Genomic DNA, 22,463 nt, shown 5'->3' with positions numbered 1-22,463 from the left:
TTTTTAGATGCATTTACTGGGGGTAAGGCACCCAATCACCACCGTTCAAGCGGATGTAGGATTTACCCTGGTATTGCATCACGATGGCGTTATCATTCTCCGAAATGACCGCTGTCTGCGGCAGGTTCTGCGTCAGCGCCTGCCAGTCGACGCTTGGGGCAATGAAGGCTTTGCCGTCGACCAGCCGTGAGACCAGCTCGGAAAGCGCCAGGTAGCTGCTCGGCGTCTTAATCTGCAGCGTACTGCCCTGATGCGGCGCTTTCATGCCCACCAGTTTGATGCCCACCGGCATATGGGTAATGTTCGGGCTTGGGATATCCCGCAGGCCGGACATCTGCATTTTATCGCCCACCAGGGCTGCGCCGTGCTCCGGTACAAATACCACCATTACCTTGCGCCCGGATTTCTCCAGTTGGTCAAGGAAGGTATTCAACTGATCGAACAGCTTCTGCGCCCGTGGCTGATAGTCCGCGCTCTTGTTGGAGCCGACGAAACGGTTGCCGTCGTGCAGTGGAATGATGTTGAAGAAGGTGGCACTGCGGGTATCGCCAGCCTTTTGCTGCAGATCCAGCCAGCGGGTGAGCAGTTCCAGATCGTTGTATATCGGTTCGCCGTCAAACGACGCCAGCTCATTGCCGATCCCGGCCTGAGACATCAGCGGTGCCTGCATATCACCCTGTTCGCGCAGCTCTTTCAGGAAGTTGCCGAATACGCCAGAGTGATCGAGCATCAGTTGTTCCTTGAAGCCCAGCTTGGCCAGATTATCAAACAGATAGCACTGCTGGTTTACCGGTTGATACAGGTCGTGGTGCGAGGGCTGGCCGCAGCTGGCGCGCAGCAAACGGATGGCCGCCGGGCCGCTGTAGGCGGTTGCCGAGTTGAAGTTGTCGAACATGATGTCCATCTTCGACCACAGCGGATGGTTTTCCAGTTTCGCCGCATCAATGTCGGCCCAGGCCAGCGAACAGATATTGATCACCAGCAGGTCGAACGGCTGAGCATCGGCAGGCAGGCTGGCCGGGAAGGCGGTGGCGCGGGCTTTTTCCTTGTCGTAAAACTGATTCAGGTAGGCCGTGAGGTTGGCGCTGGTTGGCGGTGCGCTGTCCGCCGGGGCATTATCACCACCGGCAGCCGGGGTAGCCACCGCCTGTGTGCTGCTGTTGGAGGCCGTGGTGCTGGCCGGCAGCAGTGACACTGCCGGGCCGGCAATATTGACCAGGTTCAGCCACACCAGCGCGGCAACGGTGAACACCGTTACCCGTATCCACTGGGATAAAAACAGATAGGCAATCAGCATCACAAAGGCAGCGCCGATCATCTGCCAATTGATAAAGCGATTGGTCAGCTCCAGCAGATATTGGGCACTGAAGCCGGTCAATTGCGAACCCTGACTCATGATGCTGTTGATACCAGGTAGCCAGGTGTCGTGATAAAACAGCGCGAAACCTATCGGGATCGCCACATAATGGCGCCAGCGGTGCACACGCAGTGCCGGTATCGGCATCAACAGAAACGCCATGAACACCAGGTTTGGCAGCGCGTGGAAGTTCAGGTACCCGAACCACAGCAGGGCAAACTTGACCAGGAAGTAGTAGTTCCAACCCCCCAGCCCACGCCAGTAGCGCCACAGGGAGTTATCGGATTGCGGGTTATTTGTTGGCTTCATGGCTGTTTTTACGCTTAATCTGAGATGAAGAACCTTCGCGCACCCATAACCCGGCGGATTTTAAATAGCGCGGTGATAACAACAGGTTTTGCCAGTATTGACGGCAGTGCGGGAAACGCCGATGAAAGGCATAGCCCAGTGGAATAAAAATAATGGCGCACAGGGTAATCAACTGCACAATATCGCTAAGATTCAACATGCTTGTTCTCCTGTGCCGTGGTGGTTAGCGTGAAGGCCACCGGTTGACGGCGTTCCTGCGGGCTTACTGCCTCGGCGGCGGTCTGACGTGGTGCCACCGGTGCGGTCGCCGCGCCCAACGGAACAGGGGCGTTGTGCGCCAGTCGTTTGATTTCTGAAATAATATCGACATCCTGATACCACACCACCCGGTTGCTGAAGGCTTCATCCACCGGCAGGCGGAAGATAAATTTCAGGGCGGTATCCAAATCGTTAATCCGGCAGGTGGAAAGGAATAGCACCAGTCGGCCTTGCACCACGGTCATTACATCGCCGAAGCGGCGCAAAAAACACAGGGTCATCGCCTGCTCGGCACGCAGCCCTGGGGCCGGGCGCAGGGCGACCATCACGCCTTTGCCGTCTTCCGGCAGCAGCGTGTTGGCCATCAATGAATTTACCGCCTGACTAAAATCATCCGGCCGCAGGTAACCCTTCAGCTGCAACGGTCGCAGTCCGGCCAGCAGGGCGTCGATATCTGCCGGAACGTGGCGTGAGAAGCGTTGCCCCTGGATGCCCTCTAGCATGGTCAGAAAGCGCGACAGCGGTGCCACGTGCGGCACAATCAGGTTGGCGCCACAGGCCAACAGCAGGCGTTCGTCGCTGTAACGCAGGCTGGCGCTCATCTCGCGCACGACGATTTTCAGCCCGTTACCGCGCTGGCGGCGCAGGCTGTGGATTTGGTGCGCCAGTGCATCAATATCATCGCTTTGGTACAGGGCAAAAATCAACGTTGCCGAGAGTGTCAGCATGCCGTGCTGCGCCAGTAGCGCATTGCTTTCCAGCAGTTGCCAGTTGGCCGACAGCGGCGGTGCACCTTCCAGAATGCTCTGTTGGGCCAGATAAAGCCCTTCATCGCTGCGAATGGAGGTCGGCGAGGGTTTGTTGCTGTCATCGTCACCTTGCCAGCCGTTTTCACCGGCGTACAGCGTCAGCAGTTGGTTGGCATTGATGCCGTTTTCGGTACTCCACCAGTTAACCAAATACTGTGCGCAGCCCTGTTGCCACTGTAGGCTGGACAGGCCGTTAAGGATCCGGTGCTGGGCGCTGAGTTGTCCCTTGAGCTTGTTGACGCCGCCGCCATGGCTGAGGATCAGCAGAGTACAGCCTTGTCGCCGCAGCCAGGCACCAGTAGCGTGGGTCCAGTCACGCAGTTCTTCGCTGGTGAAGGTTTGCCACAGGCTGGCGTGGGCCAACAGGATTAATAAGCGGTTTTGGGGCTTTAAGGCGCGCATCAGATCGTCGCTGAAATGCGTCAGCGCGGCTTTTTTTTCCGGCAGCTGGTACAGCGGAATTTTTTTCAGCGCGGGTGAGGTCAGTTCGGCCAGCAGTCGGTCAGGTTTACCCCCACTGCAAATCAATGCCACCTGGCTGGTTGCGGCCTGGGCAGCTATGGTTTGTTGGCAGAGCAGGTTAGCATCGGTCTGACGGTCGATGTTCACCCAATACAGGCCCGGGGCCTGCATGACAGACAGTTCTTCCCAAACCTGCTGAATACCTAATGAGAAAGATTGCGCCATAGGTTATGTTTCTGCTTTCGTTGAAAGTGTCGTCGCGACCAACTGAGCATTGCTATTCAGTCATATTATCATTGGGATCAATAATAACAAATCTTACATTATGTGTAATAATATCTTTTAGAAATCATCTTATTGTCCATTTTTTTTTATTACGTTGCTATAGTTAATTAACATTAGTCTATTTTTAAAGGCGGCAGAATGAATAATCAATTAACGCGATTTCATGCAGTAGTACCGCCAGAAACACAGGATGATCTGCTGGCCCTCAGTCATGCATTTTCCTTACCCAAATTAAGTTATATCGATATTTCGCGTCAGGAGCGTTTAACGCAGATGATGACTCGCTGGCCACTGCTGGCCGAACTTGTGCAGACCACGGGGAGCCAGTAATTTATGCCAGTGATTGCGCTGCAGGGTTTGCGAGGCGGGATGGGCACAACGTCGGTCACCGCGGCGCTTGCGTGGGCATTACAGCAGTTGGGCGAGTCGGTGCTGGCCGTCGATTTCGCGCCGGATAACCAGCTGCGTCTGCATTTTAATACGCCGTTTGAGCTGGCGCGCGGCTGGGCCAGAGCGGAGCAGGATGGCGGCGAATGGCAGCAGGGCGCAATGCACTACTGCGAAAACCTCGACTTTCTCCCCTTTGGCCGACTCACCGCGGCAGGGCGGTTAAGTTTACAACAATATTGCCGGCAACATCCTAACCACTGGCAGGAGAATCTGGCGCAGCTAAGCGCCAGTGCTCAGTACAACTGGATCCTGCTGGATTTACCGGCGGATGACCCACTGTTGGCCGCGCAGGCACTGCCGTTGGCGGACTCTGTGTTTATACTGATCGCCCCAGACGCTAACTGCCAGGTGCGGTTGCATCAACAGGCATTGCCGGAAGGCTGCCGTTTCCTGATTAACCACTATTTCGCTGCCAGCCAGCTCCAGCAGGATTTGCATCAGCTATGGTTGCAAACCCTGGGCGGGCTGTTGCCGGTGGTTATCCACCGTGATGAGGCGATGGCCGAGGCGCTGGCGGTCAAGCAGCCGCTGGGCGAGTACCGACCGGAAAGCCTGGCCGCAGATGAAGTGTTGACGTTGGCAAACTGGTGTCTGATCAACCTGAAGGATACGGCCCCATGAGCCGGGTGATGAGCCTGCTGCTGGTGCCGCCTGTCCAACAGGCGGTGCAGACGCGTTATCGCGCTTACCGCCGGCATGGCTCTTCGGCCTTTACCGCCTTTTTCACTACGCTGTTGGTGGCGTTGGGCTGGATTTTTCTGCGCTTTGAATCCCCGGGCTGGCAACGGCTACGGGTCGGTCGTGCCTATTGGTTTCCGCATCTGTCGTTTAGCCGCCCGCGGCCGGCGGATGTGCTGCGTTATCTGTTGCAGGGACTGTGGCTGTTGGTGTTCCGTACCGATCGTGAACCGCTGATTAGCCCTCGTTTTGCTGGTTGGCAGCGCCTGCAATTACGCTACGCCAATTGGCTGAAGACGGTGCCACAGCGGCTGGAAAATACCGGGCTGGAGCAGCGCTCGGTAGCACGGCTGAGCCGGATGAACCGGCGTGTGCGCCGCGTGCTGTTTATTCTTGTCGGTGTATTGGCGGCAATCCTGGCGATCCTGTGTATTTCACAGCCGTTCGACCTACCAGCGCAGTTTGTGTTTGTGCTGTTGTTGTGGGGCATCGCCATGGTGGTGCGCCGGGTGCCGGGCCGCCTGCCAGCGCTGATGCTGATCGTGCTGTCGTTGACCGTGTCCTGCCGCTACCTGTGGTGGCGCTATACCGCCACGCTGAACTGGGACGATCCGCTAAGTCTGACCTGTGGTCTGCTGTTGCTGGTGGCGGAAACCTATGCCTGGGTGGTACTGGTACTGGGTTATTTCCAGACCGTCTGGCCGCTTAACCGCCAGCCGGTACCTATGCCCGCCGACAGTTCGACCTGGCCGACCATCGATCTACTGGTTCCCACCTATAACGAAGACCTGGGGGTAGTGAAGCCTACTATCTACGCTGCATTGGGTATCGACTGGCCGAAAGAGAAAGTCACCATTTACATTCTCGACGACGGCAACCGGCCTGAATTCAAGGCCTTCGCCGAAGAGGTGGGGGTGAAATATATTGCCCGACCCACCCATGAACACGCCAAGGCCGGTAACATCAATAACGCCTTGAAGCAGGCTACCGGTGAGTTTGTGGCGATTTTCGACTGCGACCACGTGCCGACGCGCTCTTTCCTGCAATTGACTATGGGCTGGTTCTTCAAAGACAAAAAGCTGGCGATGCTACAGACTCCGCATCACTTCTTTTCGCCGGATCCATTTGAACGCAACCTCGGTCGTTTTCGTCAGACGCCGAACGAAGGCACGCTGTTCTATGGTCTGGTGCAGGATGGCAACGATATGTGGGACGCGACTTTCTTCTGCGGCTCCTGCGCTATCTTACGGCGCAGCGCGCTGGATGAAATCGGCGGTATTGCGGTGGAAACCGTTACCGAAGATGCCCACACCTCGCTGCGTTTGCACCGTCGTGGGCATACTTCGGCCTATATCCGTATCCCGCAGGCGGCGGGGTTGGCGACCGAAAGCCTGTCGGCGCACATTGGCCAGCGTATTCGCTGGGCGCGGGGCATGGTGCAGATCTTCCGACTGGATAACCCGTTGTTCGGCAAGGGGCTGAAACTGGCGCAGCGGTTGTGTTATGCCAACGCCATGCTGCACTTCCTTTCCGGCATTCCGCGGCTGATCTTCCTCACCGCACCTTTGGCCTTCCTGCTGTTGCACGCCTATATCATCTTTGCTCCGGCACTGGCGATCGCGCTGTATGTGCTGCCGCATATGATCCACGCCAGCCTGACCAACTCGCGCATTCAGGGTAAATACCGCCACTCTTTCTGGAGCGAGATCTACGAGACGGTGCTGGCCTGGTACATCGCCCGGCCGACCACGGTGGCGCTGTTTAATCCGCACAAGGGTAAATTCAACGTGACCGCCAAAGGCGGGCTGGTGGGGGAAGAGCATGTCGACTGGGTGATTACCCGGCCCTATATGTTCCTGGTGATATTGAACCTGGCCGGGTTGGTGTTCGGTGTCTGGCGTCTGGGTTACGGCCCGACGGACGAAGTGATGACGGTGATCATCAGCCTGGTGTGGGTGTTGTACAACATGACCATTCTCGGTGGCGCGGTGGCGGTGGCGGTAGAGGCCAAGCAGGTTCGCCAGGCGCACCGGGTGGAGATTGCCATGCCGGCCGCCATTGCTCGTGCCGACGGCCATCTGTTCCCCTGCACGCTGCGTGATTATTCCGACGGTGGGGTGGGGATTGAGATGCGCGTGGAGGATGCGCTCAAAGATGGTGACAAGGTGTCGCTGCTGCTCAAGCGCGGCCAGCAGGAATACAGCTTCCCGTGCGTGGTGACGCGCGCTTTCGGCAGCAAGGTGGGCATCCGCATGGTTGGTCTCAGCACCCGTGAACATATTGATTTTATTCAGTGCACCTTTGCCCGTGCCGATACCTGGGCGTTGTGGCAGGACGGCTTCCCTGAAGATAAACCGATCGAAAGCCTGCGCGACGTTCTGGCGTTGGGCTTCCGGGGTTATATACGTATGGCGGATTATGCACCGCCGTTGGTGCGCCGCTTGCTGGTTGGAACCACGACGCTGATTGGCTGGATAGCGTCATTTATCCCGCACGGCGTCGGCAGGGCTCCGGCCTTCAGCCAAAAAGAGACAGTGGTATAGGCAAACCGCCTGCTTACTCGCCTGGCTCCCAGGCTCTAACATTGATGATGATACGATGACGAGAAAAATAACCTGGTTTACCGCCCTGGCCTTAGGCATCAGCACCCTGTCTCAGGCTGAAACTGCCACCGCGCCGACCGTTGCCGCACAACCGCCGCTGGCGGTGCCTGCCGACGCAGTGGTGACGACACCCATGAGATCGGTCGTGCCGGAGGATCCGAATGCGCCGGTGCGTGACGTGCAATTGCAGTTTGCCAAAATTGCGCCGCCACCGGGCACCTTTACCCTGCGTGGCACCCGGCCGGATGGCCAGGTCGAATTCGGTGTGCGCAGCGATGAAGTGGTGTCGCAGGCGATGCTCGATCTGGAATTCACCCCGTCACCTTCGCTGATCCCGGTGGAGTCACACGTCAAGGTGTACCTCAATGACGAACTGATGGGCGTGACCACCCTCGCCAAAGAGCAGCTCGGCAAACCCAATCGTATCCAGATGGCGATCGATCCGCGCTATATCACCGATTTTAACCGTGTGCGGTTGGTGTTCGTTGGCCATTACCAGAACATTTGTGAAAACCCGGCAAACACCACGCTGTGGCTCGAAGTCAGCAAATCCAGTTCGTTGAATCTACGCTACCAAACCCTGCCGGTGAAAAACGAGCTTTCGCATTTCCCGGAGCCTTTCTTTGACAGTCGCGACAACCGACCGCTGACCCTGCCAATGGTGTTTGCCGGTCAGCCGGATGTCACCCAGCAGCGGGCTGCGGGCATTCTGGCCTCGTGGTTCGGCAGCAAAGCTCAGTGGCGCGGCCAGTCGTTCCCGACGCTGTATAACAAGCTGCCGGAACAGCATGCCATCGTCTTTGCCACCAACAAGCAGCGCCCGGACTTCCTGCGCGATTATCCGCCGGTCAACGGCCCGACGGTGGAGATGATCAGCCATCCGGATAATCCCTACATCAAACTGCTGCTGGTGCAGGGGCGTGATGACAACGACCTGATCACCGCCGTGAAAGGCATTGCGCAGGGTAACATCCTGTTCCGCGGTCAGAACGTCACGGTGGATAAGGTCGAACAACTGGCGCCGCGCCAGCCGTACGACGCGCCGAACTGGGTGCGTACCGACAGGCCGATGACCTTTGCCGAGCTGCAACAGTACGCTGAACAACTGCAGACCAGCGGCATCGAGCCTGGCCCGATCTCGCTGACCATGAACTTGCCGCCGGACCTGTTCCTGATCCGCAGTACCGGCATTGATATGCATCTGAAATATCGTTACACCGCGCCGCGCATTCAGGACGGCTCGCGCCTGAGCGTCAGCCTGAACAACCAGTTTGTGCAGGCCTATTCGCTGGTGCCGGAGCACGAACAGGGTGCCCAACTGTTGCGTTTGCCACTGACCCAGGGGCTGATCGATTCCGACAAGAGCGTCAATATTCCGGCGCTGCGGCTGGGTGCCAGCAACCAGATGCGTTTCGACTTTGATTACACCACGCTGCTGGCCAGTGGGGCGGAAGGGCGTTGCGAGACGTATTCCTTCACCCAAAACCACGCAATCATCGACGGTTCATCGACCATTGATTTCTCCGGGTACCGTCACTTTATGGCGATGCCGGACCTGCGCGCCTTCGCCAATGCCGGTTTCCCGTTCAGCCGTTTGGCTGATTTGTCGCAAACGCTGGTGCTGGTGAACAAGCAGCCACAGCCAACGCAGGTTAGCGCACTGCTGAACGCGATGGGCGTTATCGGCGCCCAGACCGGTTATCCGGCGCTGGCGGTGACGGTGAGTGACGACTGGTCGCAAGCCAAACAGCGTGACGCCGATATTCTGATGATCGGCACTATTCCGCCGGAACTGCGGGACGACAAAAAAATCAACCTGCTGGTCGATGCCACCCAAAGCTGGGTGAAAGTGCCGACGCGGCAGTTGGCGCTGCCGACAATGGATGTATTGCCGGAGGACACCAAACCCGACAGCCAGACCACCATCAGTTCCGAAGGCGCGATGTCGGCGATTGTCGGCGTGCAGTCACCGTTTAACAGTCAGCGCAGCATCGTGGCATTGCTGGCCGACAGCCCGCGAGGCTACGACCTGCTTAACGATGCACTGCTGGACAGTGGCAAGCGTGCGGCGGTGTTTGGTTCGGTGGCGGTGATCCGGGAATCGGGGGTGAACAGCCTGCGCGTGGGCGACGTTTATTATGTCGGTCACCTGCCGTGGTGGGAGCGTATCTGGCATGCGCTGTCGACTCACCCGATGCTGTTGGCGGTGATTGCGGTAGTGGTGGTGGTGGTTCTGGCGCTGATGCTGTGGCGTGGCCTGAAGGCCTTCAGTCGTCGCCGTCTGTCGCCTGAAGATCGGGATTAATCGCTATGCCTGCGGTATTGAAGCGTCTGACATTCGGCATGTTGCTACTGTGCTCATTCAGCGCGGTAGCCACCTGCGAGTGGCCTGCCTGGCAACAGTACAAACAGTTTTATATCAGCGAGCAGGGGCGGGTGATCGACCCGAGTAGCCCGAACCGTATTACTACCTCGGAAGGCCAGAGTTATGGCCTGTTCTTCGCGCTGGTGGCCAACGATCGGCCTGCTTTCGACCAACTGCTGGCGTGGACGGAAAATAATCTGGCAGCGGGCGATCTCAGCGCCCATTTGCCGGCCTGGTTATGGGGTGAGGACGATAAAAAACAGTGGACGGTGCTGGACAGCAATTCGGCCTCCGATTCCGACCTGTGGATTGCCTATAACCTGTTGGAGGCCGGACGCCTGTGGAAAAGTCGTCGCTATCAGACCCTGGGTACCTTGCTGTTGCAGCGTATTGCCCGTGAAGAAGTGGCTGATATTCCCGGTCTGGGGCTGATGCTGTTACCGGGTAAGGTGGGGTTTGTGGCGGAAGATCGCTGGCGGCTCAATCCAAGCTACCTGCCGCCGCAACTGTTGGTGCGTTTTGCCGCGTTGAACGGTCCGTGGCGTGCGATGCAGCAGACCAATCAACGGCTATGGCTGGAAACTGCCCCCCACGGCTTCTTGCCGGACTGGGTAGTGTGGCAGGTCGGAAAAGGCTGGCAGCCGGACACCGTCAAACCGAACATCGGCAGCTATGACGCCATCCGGGCCTATTTGTGGGCCGGTATGCTGGCAGACGACGATCAACACAAGGCGGCGCTGCTCAAAAAGTTGCAACCTATGGCACAGCTCACCGTTCAACAGGGCGTACCGCCGGAGAAAACCGACACCGCCAACGGCAAAACCACGGGTGACGGCCCGGTGGGTTTCTCTGCCTCGATACTGCCGATGCTGGCCAATCAACCCGAGGCGTTGCAGGTACAGCGCCAACGTATTAAGCAAAACCCGCCGGGCGACACTGCCTATTTCAGCGCCTCGCTGGCGCTGTTCGGCCAGGGATGGGATCAACAACGTTATCGTTTTAATCGGCAGGGTGAACTTCAACCCTCTTGGGGCGGCCAATGCGTAACTTCCGAATAAACTGGCTGGGCCTGGTGCCTTTAAGCCTGGCGATATTGCCACAGGCGCAGGGGGCAGAAACCGTTGCGCCGGAACAATGGCTGCTGGAGCAGGTGCGTGTTGGCGAGGCCGGCAATAAAGATGAGCTGGTTCGCCAATCGCTCTATCGGCTTGAGCTGATGGATCCGAACAACCCGGAGGTGATTTCAGCGCGTATGCGCCTGGCGTTACGCCAGGGGAATCAGGCGTTGGCGCAGCAGCAGCTGGATAAGCTGAAAAAGATTGCGCCGCAGTCCAGCGCCTATCGCCAGGCGGAAATGAATATGTTGCTGACCCAGCCGGAAACCCGCCAAAAGCTGCAGCAGGCGCGGTTGATGGCGACTGCGGGTCGTTTGCCGGAGGCCAAGGCGCAGTATGATGCCCTGTTCCACGGGGATCCGCCGACGCTTGAACTGGCGGTGGAATACTGGCGACTGGTGGCACGGCTGCCGGGGCAGGAAGCGGCGGCACTGAAAAAACTGCAGGCGCTGGATCAACAATATTCCGGCAACGTGCCGCTGCGCATGTCGCTGGCGCGGATGCTGTTTAGTCAGGATCGTGACGCGCAGGCCTATGATTTGCTGCAGAAAGTGGCGGCCGACCCGGTCGGGCGCGGGGAGGCGGCCGATCTGTGGCTGGAGAAAGTGAAAGCCATGCCGGTCAGCCCGCAAAGCGTGGCGGCCCTTAACCGTTTTCTCGGGGTGTTTGAAACCGGCGATCAGGCGGTCAGCGCCCGGCAAGAGCTGGCCCGGCAGCAGGCGTTGTTGTCGGATCCGGCCTATCAGGCACGGGTGCGTGGGTTGGCGCAGGTCGACAAGGGCGGCAGCCGTGCCGCCATTCCCGAACTGAAGAAAGCGCTGGCGGCTTCCCCCAATGATGCCGAAGTGCTGGGCGCGCTCGGGCAGGCTTACTCCCGCGCCGGTAATCGGCCGCAGGCCTTGAGCCTGTTCCGCCAGGCATTGCAGGCCGACAAAAGCGGTTATGGCAGCAGTAAATGGCAGAGTCTGATCAAGAGCAACAGCTATTGGCTGGCGGTCGACGAAGGTGACAAGGCGTTGAAAGCCGGCAATCTGGCACTGGCCCAGCAAAAATACCAACAGGCACGGCAATTCGACAACACCGACAGCAGTGCGGTGATCGGCTTGGGTGATGTTGCGGTCGCGCGTAAAGATGACGCTGCCGCCGAACGTTTTTATCAGCAGGCATTACGGCTGGATCCGGGCAGCGGTAGTGCGGTGCGTGGCCTGGTGAATATTTACCAACGGCAATCGCCGGAAAAGGCGCTGGCCTATCTCAACGGCCTGCCGCGCAGCCAGCAAAACAAAATGAGCAAGACGCTCGAGGGTTTGCAGCTCGATATGCTCAAGCAGCAGGCCGAGCAGCTGGTACAGCAGCAGCAGTGGCATCAGGCGGCGGAAAAATACCGTCGCGCCCAGCAGATGGACCCCGATGATGTCTGGTTGACCTATCACTACGCGCAAACGCTGCGTCAGGCTGGGCAGCCACAGCAGGCGGATGCCCTGTTCGCTCGGTTGGCGCAAAAACAGCATGATAATCCACAGTTAGCCTATGCCTATGCGCTGTATCTTTCCAGCAGCGATCGCGACCCGCAGGCGCTCGCACAGTTGAATGCCTTGCCCAGCGCACAGTGGAACGACAATATGCGCGAACTGGCGCAGCGCTTGAAAATGCAGGCGACCCTGGAGCATGCCGAGCAGTTACGCGCCGCGGGTGACGAGCCGGGCGCGGTGGCTTACCTGCGTCGGCAGTCGGCGGATACCCGTATCGATCTCCAGTTGGCCGATTGGGCGCTGGTACGCGGTGATTATGACGCTGCACTGGCTGACTATCAGCGGGTGCGGACACGCGAACCGAATAACCCGGATGCGCGGCTGGGCGAAATCGAGGCCTATGTGGCGCAGGGCAAGCTGAGCGAAGCACGCCAACAGCTGCAAACTAAAACGCCGGAGCCGACACCATCAGCTAACAGCGAGCGACGGGAGGCTAACGCCTGGTCTGCCGTTGGCGAACCGCAAAAAGCCACCGATATCTTTACCCGGCTAAAAACCGCCGCCCAACCAGAGCCGGCAAGCCAGTCGAAGGCGTTGATTTACCGTGATGCGGCGCGGCTCGAGCGCGACCAGCTACAACCGGCGCTGGCGCAACAGGATTACAAACAGGCGATGGTGGCCAGCGGCATTGCGCCAGACGTGCCGCAGGATAACGACAGTTATACCTATCTGACACGCAACAATCCGGGTGACGACTGGCTCAAGCGGGGTATTCGCTCGGATGCGGCAGATTTGTACCGCCAGCAGGATGTTAACGTCACGCTCGATCACGATTATTGGGGCTCGAGCGGTACCGGTGGTATCTCCGATTACAAAGCGCATGACACCATGCTGCAGGTGGATATGCCGCTGTACGACGGGCGGGCATTTTTCCGTTCCGATACCGTGCAGTTGGATGCCGGCAGTTTCTCTACCGACGGCAGTGGCAAATATTACGAGACCTTTGGCACCTGTAATACTCAGGGTTGTAGCGGCGACGAACATCAGAAAACTACCGGCACCAGCGTGGCGGTTGGCTGGCAGAACGATCGCTGGTCAGGGGACATCGGCACCACGCCGATGGGTTTTGAGGTGGTCGACTGGGTAGGCGGGTTGGCCTACAGCAATGACTGGAACCACATTGGCTGGACGTTGGCGGCTTCGCGTCGACCGATTTCCAGCTCATTGCTGGCGTTTGGTGGCACCAAAGATCCGAACACCGGCACCACCTGGGGCGGCGTACGCGCCACCGGGGTCAGTCTGAGCGGCAGCTACGATCGTGGCGAGGCTCATGGCGTCTGGGCCGATCTCAGCGCGCATCAGTTGACCGGTAAAAACGTTGAGGATAACCAACGTGAACGCTTTATGGCCGGTTATTATTACAAGCTGGTCAATGAAGATAATCGCCGCGTCACCGTCGGGCTGAACACCATGCTGTGGCACTATCAGAAGGATTTAAGTGGTTACTCTCTCGGCCAGGGGGGCTATTACAGTCCGCAGCAATATATGTCGCTGGCGGTGCCGGTCAATTATCGCCAGCGGACCGAGAACTGGTCATGGGAGCTGGGTGGGTCGGTGTCGTTGTCCCATTCGAAAACCAACAGTCAGCAACGTTATCCGCTGCAGGGGCTGATCCCGGATTCGCTGCCGGACAAGTTTGCGGTAGAAGACGGCAGTTCCTCTTCCGGTGTCGGTTATACCCTGCGGGCGATTGTCGAGCGACGCCTCAGTTCACACTGGACGCTGGGTGCCGGGTTCGATATCCAGCAGGCGAAAGACTATACGCCGAGCCACGCATTGATTTATCTGCGCTATTCGATGGCCGGTTGGCAAGGCGACCTGGATTTACCGCCGCAGCCGCTGACGCCATACGCCGATTTCAAGTAACCCAACTCAGGTAGATTCAGAGTGTCGGCACAGGGTAGTTTTGCTACCCTGTGTGAGTTTGGTATGTAGCCTGAGATATCCGGGCCTGGTGCACCGAGGTGCGCTATCACTAATAACCGGCTTCGCAAGCCGCGTTTCATTAGGAAAAGACTGAAACCCGCGGTTTTCTAGGTTTTGTCCTGGGTATGGCCAGATAAAAACATCTGACGATCGAGTATACTCAGACCGGTATGAGGGATGGGTATTATTCATCCCTTTTTTATTTCAGCCCGAATTAGCGGAGAGCAGGTTTGCGGGTCAGGCGTTCATTAACGATTAAACAGATGGCAACGGTTTCCGGCGTGGCGCTGGTGACAATCTGTATCTTTATCGTGATCCAGTTATTCCATTTTGTGCAGCAGCGCAGGGATGACTATGCCCAGCAACTGGAAAATATTGCTCATTCCGTACGCCAGCCGCTGGCGGAGGCCGTGCTGCGCATGGACGTGCCGGAAACCAAGCGGGTGCTGAACACCCTGCTGCCGGTAGGTATCCTGAGCCGGGCGGATATCGTACTGCCGAACGAATTCCAGGCATTGCACGCCAATTTTCCGCCAGAGCGCCCGGTACCGACGCTGATTGCTCGTCTGTTCGAGCTGCCAATCCAGATTTCCGTGCCGCTCTATTCGCTGGAGCGCGTGCCGACCAACCCGCAGCCGCTGGCTTATCTGGTGCTGCAGGCCGATTCGTTCCGCATGTACCAATTCATTCTCAGCATTCTGTCGACCATGTTATCGACCTACTTGCTGTTGGCGTTGATTCTGTCGGTTTCTATCAGCTGGTGTATGAACCGATTGATGGTGCATCCGTTACGCGCGATGGCCAAAGAGCTGGAAAATATTTCCCAGGAAGAGGCGCCTTACCATCAATTGATGCTGCCGGCGTTACACCAGGACGACGAACTGGGGTTGTTGGTGCGCAATTACAACCGCAATCAGCAGCGGCTGGCCAAAGCCTATGCCGAAATGAGCCGTATGAGCACCCATCATCCGGTTACCGAGCTGCCGAATCAGGCGCTGTTTACCGCGCTGCTGGAGCAGCATATTGCTTCCAGCCTGCGGCCTGAGCGTTTTAACTTGCTGGTTATCGGCATCGAAACCTTACATGAGGCCTCCGGTGTGCTCAACCCGGCAATGCGTGAGGCGCTGCTGTTGACGTTGGTGAAAAAACTGCGTGAGTGCATCGATGAAAACGGCGTGCTGGCGCAACTGAGCAAAACCGAGTTTGCCATTCTGGCTAAAGGTGTTGAGCGGCCGTTCCACGCCATGCAATTGGCGCGGCGTATCATGGCAGAGATTAACGCGCCGCTGAGCTTGCAGGACATGCCGCTGCGACCCAACGCCAGCATCGGTATCGCCCATTCTCTTAATCCGGGGGAAAGCGCGGAACAGCTACTGCGCAGTGCTACCTCGGCGATGATGTCGGCGCATCGTGAAGGTAAAAATCAGGTGTTGTTCTTCGAGCCAAGCCTGACGGAGCGTACGCAGAAACGACTGACGCAGGAAAGTGAAATCCTGCAAGCCATCGAGCAACGCCGTTTCACCCTGTTTTTACAGCCGCAGGTCGAGATGCAGTCCAACGCGGTGATCGGTGCCGAAGCCCTGCTGCGCTGGCAGCAGTACGACGGCAGCTTTACCCTGCCGGCCGAGGTCATTCCATTAGCCGAAGAGCTGGGTGTGATTGTGCCGCTCGGCAACTGGGTACTGGAAGAGGCTTGCCTGATCCTGGCGGATTGGCAGGCCCGGGGCATTACGCTGCCGCTGGCGGTCAATGTCTCCCCGATCCAGATGAAGCATGAAGATTTTATTCCACATCTTAAGAGCCTGCTGGCGCAGTATCAGATTGACCCGTGTAAATTGCTGCTGGAAATTACCGAAACGGTGCGTATTGACGATCTCGACCGTGCATTGGCGTTGTTCCGGGAGTTGCACGACTTGGGGCTTTCCATTGCGCTGGACGATTTTGGCATGGGGTATTCCAGTCTTAATTACCTTAACCGGTTGAAATGCCTGCCGATCGATTTGATTAAAATCGACAAGAGCTTTATTCAGGGCCTGCCGACGGACGACGCCATAGTGCGTATTGTCAGTTCGATTTCTGAGGTGCTGGCGCTGCCGGTGATGGCCGAAGGCGTCGAAAATGACGAGCAACGTGACTGGCTGTTGCAGCACGGCATTCACAGCGGTCAGGGGTTCCTGTTTTCTCGCCCGCTGCCGCGCAGTGAGTTTGAAGCCGAGTTTTGCCGGCCTTCGGCCTGATCCGCCTTTTGCCTTCCGTCTGGGCGACATCCGCGTCGCCCGCTAAGCCCGCCCGAAAACCGCCAGTGGTTCCTACCCCTTTTGAGTTAATGCAAACAATGGGTTACGCAATTTACAGCCTTGCATTCGAGCTGGCGCGTTTCAGCTCTTAAATTCGTATCAACATGTATCTATTGGTGCAACAAATTATTTCCATGTTGTTAGGTGGGTGTTATTTTCCGCGCAAGCGATGAACAGGCGAGATAACTAGACTACCGCCTGGTGCGTGTATTTCCCCCCAAAGGATGTTCATATGAAACTCACTATCTTTAAGAGCCTCTATTTTCAGGTGCTGACAGCGATTACGCTGGGCGTCCTGCTTGGCCATTTTTACCCTGACATTGGCGCGCAGATGAAACCTCTGGGCGATGGATTCGTCAAACTGATTAAAATGATCATCGCTCCGGTGATCTTCTGTACCGTGGTGACCGGTATCGCGGGTATGGAGAGCATGAAGGCTGTAGGTCGCACCGGTGCGATTGCACTGCTCTATTTTGAAATTGTCAGTACCATTGCGCTGCTGATTGGTTTGCTGATAGTCAACCTGGTACAACCGGGCGCCGGGATGAACATCGACCCCGGCACGCTGGATGCCAAAGCGGTGGCCGTTTACGCCGAACAAGCCCAGCAGCAGGGCATTGTCCCGTTCCTGCTGGACATCATCCCCGGTAGCGTGATTGGTGCCTTCGCCAGCGGCAATATTCTGCAGGTGCTGCTGTTTGCCGTGTTGTTCGGTTTTGCCCTGCATCGCCTGGGTGATAAGGGCCAACTGATCTTCAATGTGATTGAAAGCTTCTCCCGCGTGATCTTCGGCATCATCAATATGATTATGCGCCTGGCGCCGTTGGGGGCTTTTGGGGCCATGGCGTTCACCATAGGCAAGTACGGCGTGGGCTCGCTGCTGCAGCTCGGTCAGTTGATCGCCTGTTTCTATCTCACCTGCGTTCTGTTCGTGGTGGTGGTGTTGGGCTCGATTGCCCGCGCCAACGGCTTCAGCATTTTCAAGTTTGTTCGTTATATAAGAGAAGAGTTGCTGATCGTGCTCGGGACCTCTTCTTCCGAGTCGGTACTGCCACGCATGCTCGACAAGATGGAAAAACTGGGCTGCAAAAAATCGGTGGTGGGCCTGGTTATTCCGACCGGCTATTCGTTTAACCTGGACGGCACCTCAATCTACCTGACCATGGCTGCGGTATTTATCGCGCAGGCGACCAACACCCATATGGATGTTATCCATCAGGTGACGCTGCTGGTGGTGCTGTTGCTGTCCTCGAAAGGGGCGGCAGGGGTGACCGGCAGTGGCTTTATCGTGCTGGCCGCCACTATTTCTGCCGTCGGCCATCTGCCGCTGGCCGGTCTGGCGCTGATTCTGGGCATTGACCGCTTTATGTCTGAAGCCCGTGCGCTGACCAATCTGGTCGGTAACGGTGTGGCCACGGTGGTGGTGGCAAAATGGTGTAAACAGCTGGATGAAAAACAGCTGCATGACACCCTGTCCAACAATCCTGGCTCAGGAGCCGATAAAACGCTGCCTTCAGCCTGATTTTATCCTCAAATCACCGGTTGCCACGGCAATCGGTGATGTTTTATCCCCCCGCGTAATGATTTCTTGCATTAAAAATACGGTTATCCATTATTTTTCACACTAATGAGTGACATCCGCAAAGGCGCGCGGTCTAACTCGATGGTACACTTTCTGCTTTCCGCCCCACTGTGAAACTCAGGGCGTTTTGTTTGTAGGCTGTTGGTTGCAGCCTAATATTCCGGTAAATGGAATATCCGCATTTGCATAAAGAAATTGGATAGTCATTAAGTAGGGGTTCACATGCAGGGCACCAGAATTCATCTCATAGCAGGTGGGCTGCTGTTGGCTGCAGCCAACAGCAGCGTGCAGGCTGAAGCACTACAACCCGATCCTGCCTGGCAGCAGGGGGCCTTGGCCAACGGGTTCTCATGGCAGATATTAGACACACCGCAGCGGCCGAGCGATCGCGTCGAGCTGCGGTTGATGGTTAACACCGGCTCTTTAGTGGAGTCTTCACAGCAGATTGGCTTTGCCCATCTGTTGCCGCGCCTGTCGTTGGCGCGCAGCGAAAGCTTTACGCCACCGCAGTTGCGTTCACTGTGGCAACAAAGCGTAGACAGCGAGCGGCCTCTGCCGCCGGCCATCAGTTCTTATGACTTCACCATTTACAATCTCAGTTTGCCGAATAACCGCCCAGACCTGCTGAAAGAAGCGCTGGCATGGCTTTCCGATACGACCGGCAAACTGGCGATTGACGAACAGACGGTGCATGCGGTGGTCAACTCCAGTGTCGATCCGGTTGGCACTTTCCCACCGAATCCCAAAGATGCCTGGTGGCGCTATCGGCTGAAAGGCTCGGCGATGCTGGCGCACGATCCGGCCCAGCCACCCAAGCGACCGGTGAATGTTGATCAACTGAAGAAATTCTACCAGCAGTGGTACACCCCAGACGCGATGACGCTGTACGTGGTGGGCAAGGTAGACATCCGTAGCCTGAGCGAGCAAATCAACAAAGCCTTCTCGCCGCTGCAAGGCAAGCGTGAAACGCCGGCCCTGATGCCAACGCTGACGTCCCTGCCACCGCAGCCGGTCAGCCTGATCAGCGAGCAGGTGAAACAGGATACGCTGTCAATCATGTGGGATGCACCCTGGCACCCGATCCGTGATTCGCAAAATCTGAGCCGCTATTGGCGCGGTGATATGGCTCGCGAAGCGTTGTTCTGGCATCTCCAACAGGTACTGGACAAAAGTGACCAGAAAAACCTGCATCTGGGCTTCGATTGCCGCGTGCAATACCAACGCGCCCAATGTGCCATCCATCTGGACACCCCAAACAACAACCTGAACAACAGCCTGGACTTTATCGCCCGCGAGTTGGCTAACGTGCGTAATAACGGCTTGTCGCAGGACGAGTTTAACGCGCTGCTGGCGCAGAAAAACGATCAACTCAGCAAGCTGTTTGCCACTTATGCCCGCACCGATACGGACGTGTTGATGAGCCAGCGCTTGCGCTCGCAACAGAGCGGCGTGGTGGATATCGCACCGGAGCAGTATCAAAAACTGCGCCAGGAGTTCCTGAGCGGATTGACGCTGGAAGCGCTGAACCAGGAGCTGAAACTTAAGCTTTCGCAAGATGCGACCCTGGTGCTGATGCAGCCGAAAGGCGAGCCAGAGATGAGCATGAAGCAGTTACAGGAAACCTATAACGGCATTATGTCCCCGGCACCTGCCGTGGTAACGGAAGAAATCAAACCCACCGATACCGCTCCAGCGCCGGAGACCAGCGCACAGTAATAATAGGGGGGCGCTTGCCCCCCAATCAACTGCGGTACAGCACTTTGATGATGTGGTAGCCGAACTGGGTTTTCACCGGGCCGTAGGGCTTGAGCAACGGAATGCTGAATACTGCCTTATCGAAGGCCGCCACCATGGTGCCCTTGTTGAACTCGCCCAAAGAACCGCCATTGCGTTTTGATGGGCAAGTTGAATATTTGCGTGCCAGGGTGTCAAAGCTGACGCCGCGTTTAAGCTTGGCCAACAGTTCATCGGCCAGCTTTTCGTTATCTACCAGAATGTGCAGGGCGCACGCCGTCTTTGCCATGGTATTGCCTTTATCGATACAGAAATTGCGCTGATTATACCCGTTAAATCTCGTCGACGCTTTCTGCTACAATCCTCTCCCACGTTATAAAGTCGAGCAATAAAGCGCCATGCGATTAAACCCCAGCCAACAACAAGCCGTCGAATTCGTTACCGGGCCCTGCCTGGTGCTGGCCGGTGCCGGTTCCGGCAAGACGCGCGTCATCACCAACAAAATCGCTCACCTGATCCACAATTGTGGTTATCAGGCGCGGCACATCGCCGCCGTGACCTTTACCAATAAGGCTGCGCGCGAAATGAAAGAGCGTGTGGCGCAAACCATGGGGCGCAAAGAAGCACGCGGACTGATGATTTCCACTTTCCACACGCTGGGGCTGGAAATCATCAAACGTGAATATGTCGCGCTGGGGATGAAGTCCAACTTCTCACTTTTCGACGATCAGGATCAACTGGCGCTGTTGAAAGAACTGACCGAGAAATGGCTGGAGAATGACAAGACGCTGGTGGCGCAGCTGATTTCCACCATCTCCAACTGGAAGAATGACCTGGTCGATCCCCAGAAGGCAATGGAGCTGGCGCGTTCAGAACGCGACAAGCTGTTCGCGCATTGCTACGGCCTGTATCACGCGCATATGCGTGCCTGTAACGTGCTGGATTTCGACGACTTAATCCTGCTGCCAACTCTGCTGCTGCAGCGCAATGAAGAAGTGCGCGAACGCTGGCAGAACCGCATTCGTTACCTGTTGGTGGATGAATATCAGGACACTAATACCAGTCAGTACGAACTGGTGAAACTGCTGGTGGGTAACCGCGCGCGTTTCACCGTGGTGGGGGACGACGATCAGTCGATTTACTCCTGGCGTGGTGCGCGACCACAAAACCTGGTGCTGCTGAAGGAAGACTTTCCGGCGTTGCAGGTGATTAAGCTGGAGCAGAACTACCGCTCCAGCGAGCGTATCCTGAAGGCGGCGAATATCCTGATCGCCAATAACCCGCACGTATTTGAAAAACGGCTGTTTTCCGAGCTGGGTTACGGTGAAGAGCTGAAGGTGGTGACCGCCAATAATGAGGATCATGAGGCCGAGCGCGTTGTCGGGGAGTTGATTGCCCATCACTTCGTGAAGAAAACCAACTACGGCGATTATGCGATCCTTTATCGTGGTAACCATCAGTCACGGCTGTTTGAAAAAATGCTGATGCAAAACCGCATCCCTTACAAAATTTCTGGCGGCACCTCGTTTTTCTCGCGGCCGGAAATTAAGGATCTGCTGGCCTACCTGCGTGTTCTGACTAACCAGGATGATGACAGCGCTTTCCTGCGTATCGTTAACACACCAAAGCGTGAGATTGGCCCGGCAACGCTGCAAAAATTGGGAGAATGGGCCAATCAACGTAACAAAAGCCTGTTCCGAGCCAGTTTCGATCTCGGCCTGAGCCAGCACCTGACCGGTCGTGGGTTAGAATCGCTGCAACGCTTCACTCACTGGCTGGACGGTATTGCCCAATTGGCGGAGCGTGAACCGATAGCCGCGGTTCGCGATCTGATCCGCGGCGTAGATTATGAAAGCTGGCTGTTTGAAACCTCACCCAGCCCGAAAGCCGCCGAAATGCGCATGAAAAACGTCAATACCCTGTTCGGCTGGATGACAGAAATGCTTGAAGGCAGCGAGCTGGATGAGCCAATGACGCTGACCCAGGTGGTAACGCGTTTTACCCTGCGCGACATGATGGAACGCGGCGAAAGCGACGAGGAGCTGGATCAGGTTCAGTTGATGACGCTGCATGCTTCCAAAGGACTGGAGTTCCCCTATGTGTTCCTGGTGGGGATGGAGGAGGGGCTACTGCCGCATCAGAGCAGCATTGACGAGGATAACGTCGATGAAGAGCGGCGTCTGGCCTATGTGGGGATCACTCGCGCCCAAAAAGAGCTGATTTTCACCCTGTGTCGCGAACGTCGCCAATATGGCGAACTGGTGCGGCCGGAACCGAGTCGTTTCTTGCTGGAGCTGCCGCAGGATGACCTGGCGTGGGAAAGTGAACGTAAGGTGGTCAGTCCGCAAGAACGGATGCAAAAAGGTCAAAGCCATCTGGCTAATATTCGCGCCCAGTTGGCCAAGGCTAAAGGCGGAAGTTAAAAATAAGGGCGCTATTGGCGCCCTCAGACTGATGACAAACCTCATTCCTGCCCAGAGCGAGTAGAGGTCGATAAATAAAAATCAGGAAAATCAATTTATTGATTTTCGGCCGATCACCACAAAGCAGGAAAAACCACGCTTTTTCCTGCTTTGTCAGCAACCTAAGGGCGCTATTGGCGCCCTCAGACTGCTGACAAAGTTCTTTGCGGTTAAAAGCCAAGTTCTGGTGGCTAATAAAAATAAAGGATTATGTCTTCTGATTTACCCCAAACATCCGA

Annotated in this window: 14 protein-coding genes; 10 read left to right on the top strand and 4 right to left on the bottom strand. The window is 56.8% G+C overall.

Annotated features, from left to right (window positions below):
- Window positions 1–13: 13 nt before the first annotated feature.
- Genes bcsG through bcsE form a run of 3 tightly spaced genes read right to left on the bottom strand, consistent with a single transcriptional unit; the run spans window position 14 to window position 3,420 of the window.
- Window positions 14–1,666 carry a cellulose biosynthesis protein BcsG gene (gene bcsG, locus ACUTQ5_RS17255; RefSeq protein ID WP_445652238.1) on the bottom strand — a complete coding sequence of 551 codons (1,653 nt, stop codon included), beginning with the start codon at window positions 1,664–1,666 and terminating at the stop codon, window positions 14–16.
- A complete protein-coding gene (gene bcsF, locus ACUTQ5_RS17250; protein ID WP_445652237.1) occupies window positions 1,650–1,865 on the bottom strand; it encodes a cellulose biosynthesis protein BcsF in 216 nt (71 codons plus the stop codon). The genes bcsG and bcsF overlap by 17 nt, the downstream gene beginning before the upstream one ends.
- Window positions 1,852–3,420 carry a cellulose biosynthesis protein BcsE gene (bcsE, locus tag ACUTQ5_RS17245; RefSeq protein ID WP_445652236.1) on the bottom strand — a complete coding sequence of 523 codons (1,569 nt, stop codon included), beginning with the start codon at window positions 3,418–3,420 and terminating at the stop codon, window positions 1,852–1,854. The genes bcsF and bcsE overlap by 14 nt, the downstream gene beginning before the upstream one ends.
- Before the next feature lie 198 nt (window positions 3,421–3,618).
- Here bcsE and bcsR point away from each other — a divergent pair, with 198 nt between their 5' ends.
- The 9 genes from bcsR (at window position 3,619) to ACUTQ5_RS17200 (ending at window position 19,744) form a co-directional block, all read left to right on the top strand.
- Window positions 3,619–3,810 carry a cellulose biosynthesis protein BcsR gene (gene bcsR, locus ACUTQ5_RS17240; protein ID WP_318430272.1) on the top strand — a complete coding sequence of 64 codons (192 nt, stop codon included), beginning with the start codon at window positions 3,619–3,621 and terminating at the stop codon, window positions 3,808–3,810.
- Between the two features lie 3 nt (window positions 3,811–3,813).
- Complete coding sequence (bcsQ, locus tag ACUTQ5_RS17235) at window positions 3,814–4,551, top strand: cellulose biosynthesis protein BcsQ (RefSeq protein ID WP_445652235.1); 738 nt, start codon at window positions 3,814–3,816, stop codon at window positions 4,549–4,551.
- Window positions 4,548–7,151, top strand: a complete 2,604-nt coding sequence (gene bcsA, locus ACUTQ5_RS17230; RefSeq protein ID WP_445652234.1) for a UDP-forming cellulose synthase catalytic subunit — start codon at window positions 4,548–4,550, stop codon at window positions 7,149–7,151. Before bcsQ ends, bcsA begins: the two co-directional genes overlap by 4 nt.
- 55 nt (window positions 7,152–7,206) lie before the next feature.
- Window positions 7,207–9,516 (top strand): cellulose biosynthesis cyclic di-GMP-binding regulatory protein BcsB, encoded by a 2,310-nt coding sequence (gene bcsB / locus ACUTQ5_RS17225; protein ID WP_445652233.1) that lies wholly within the window; start codon window positions 7,207–7,209, stop codon window positions 9,514–9,516.
- A 5-nt stretch (window positions 9,517–9,521) separates the two neighbouring features.
- Complete coding sequence (bcsZ, locus tag ACUTQ5_RS17220) at window positions 9,522–10,634, top strand: cellulose synthase complex periplasmic endoglucanase BcsZ (protein ID WP_445652232.1); 1,113 nt, start codon at window positions 9,522–9,524, stop codon at window positions 10,632–10,634.
- Window positions 10,616–14,089, top strand: a complete 3,474-nt coding sequence (bcsC, locus tag ACUTQ5_RS17215) for a cellulose synthase complex outer membrane protein BcsC (protein ID WP_445652231.1) — start codon at window positions 10,616–10,618, stop codon at window positions 14,087–14,089. Before bcsZ ends, bcsC begins: the two co-directional genes overlap by 19 nt.
- 290 nt (window positions 14,090–14,379) lie before the next feature.
- A complete protein-coding gene (hmsP, locus tag ACUTQ5_RS17210) occupies window positions 14,380–16,386 on the top strand; it encodes a biofilm formation regulator HmsP (protein ID WP_445652230.1) in 2,007 nt (668 codons plus the stop codon).
- A gap of 292 nt (window positions 16,387–16,678) precedes the next feature.
- Complete coding sequence (locus ACUTQ5_RS17205; protein ID WP_445652229.1) at window positions 16,679–17,968, top strand: dicarboxylate/amino acid:cation symporter; 1,290 nt, start codon at window positions 16,679–16,681, stop codon at window positions 17,966–17,968.
- 282 nt (window positions 17,969–18,250) lie between these two features.
- Window positions 18,251–19,744 carry a M16 family metallopeptidase gene (locus ACUTQ5_RS17200; RefSeq protein ID WP_445652228.1) on the top strand — a complete coding sequence of 498 codons (1,494 nt, stop codon included), beginning with the start codon at window positions 18,251–18,253 and terminating at the stop codon, window positions 19,742–19,744.
- A 25-nt stretch (window positions 19,745–19,769) separates the two neighbouring features.
- On the opposite strand, the gene ppiC is transcribed toward ACUTQ5_RS17200, so the two are convergent.
- Entirely contained in the window at window positions 19,770–20,051 is a 282-nt protein-coding gene (gene ppiC, locus ACUTQ5_RS17195; RefSeq protein WP_017891252.1) for a peptidylprolyl isomerase PpiC, read from the bottom strand.
- A gap of 109 nt (window positions 20,052–20,160) precedes the next feature.
- On the opposite strand from ppiC, the gene rep reads away from it, so the two are divergent.
- Window positions 20,161–22,185: a DNA helicase Rep gene (rep, locus tag ACUTQ5_RS17190; RefSeq protein ID WP_012004628.1), complete on the top strand. Its 2,025-nt coding sequence runs from the start codon at window positions 20,161–20,163 to the stop codon at window positions 22,183–22,185.
- Window positions 22,186–22,463: the final 278 nt, after the last annotated feature.

The sequence above is a fragment of the Serratia sp. NA_112.1 genome (genome assembly GCF_052691715.1).
This window is presented reverse-complemented; position numbering and strand designations above follow the sequence as displayed.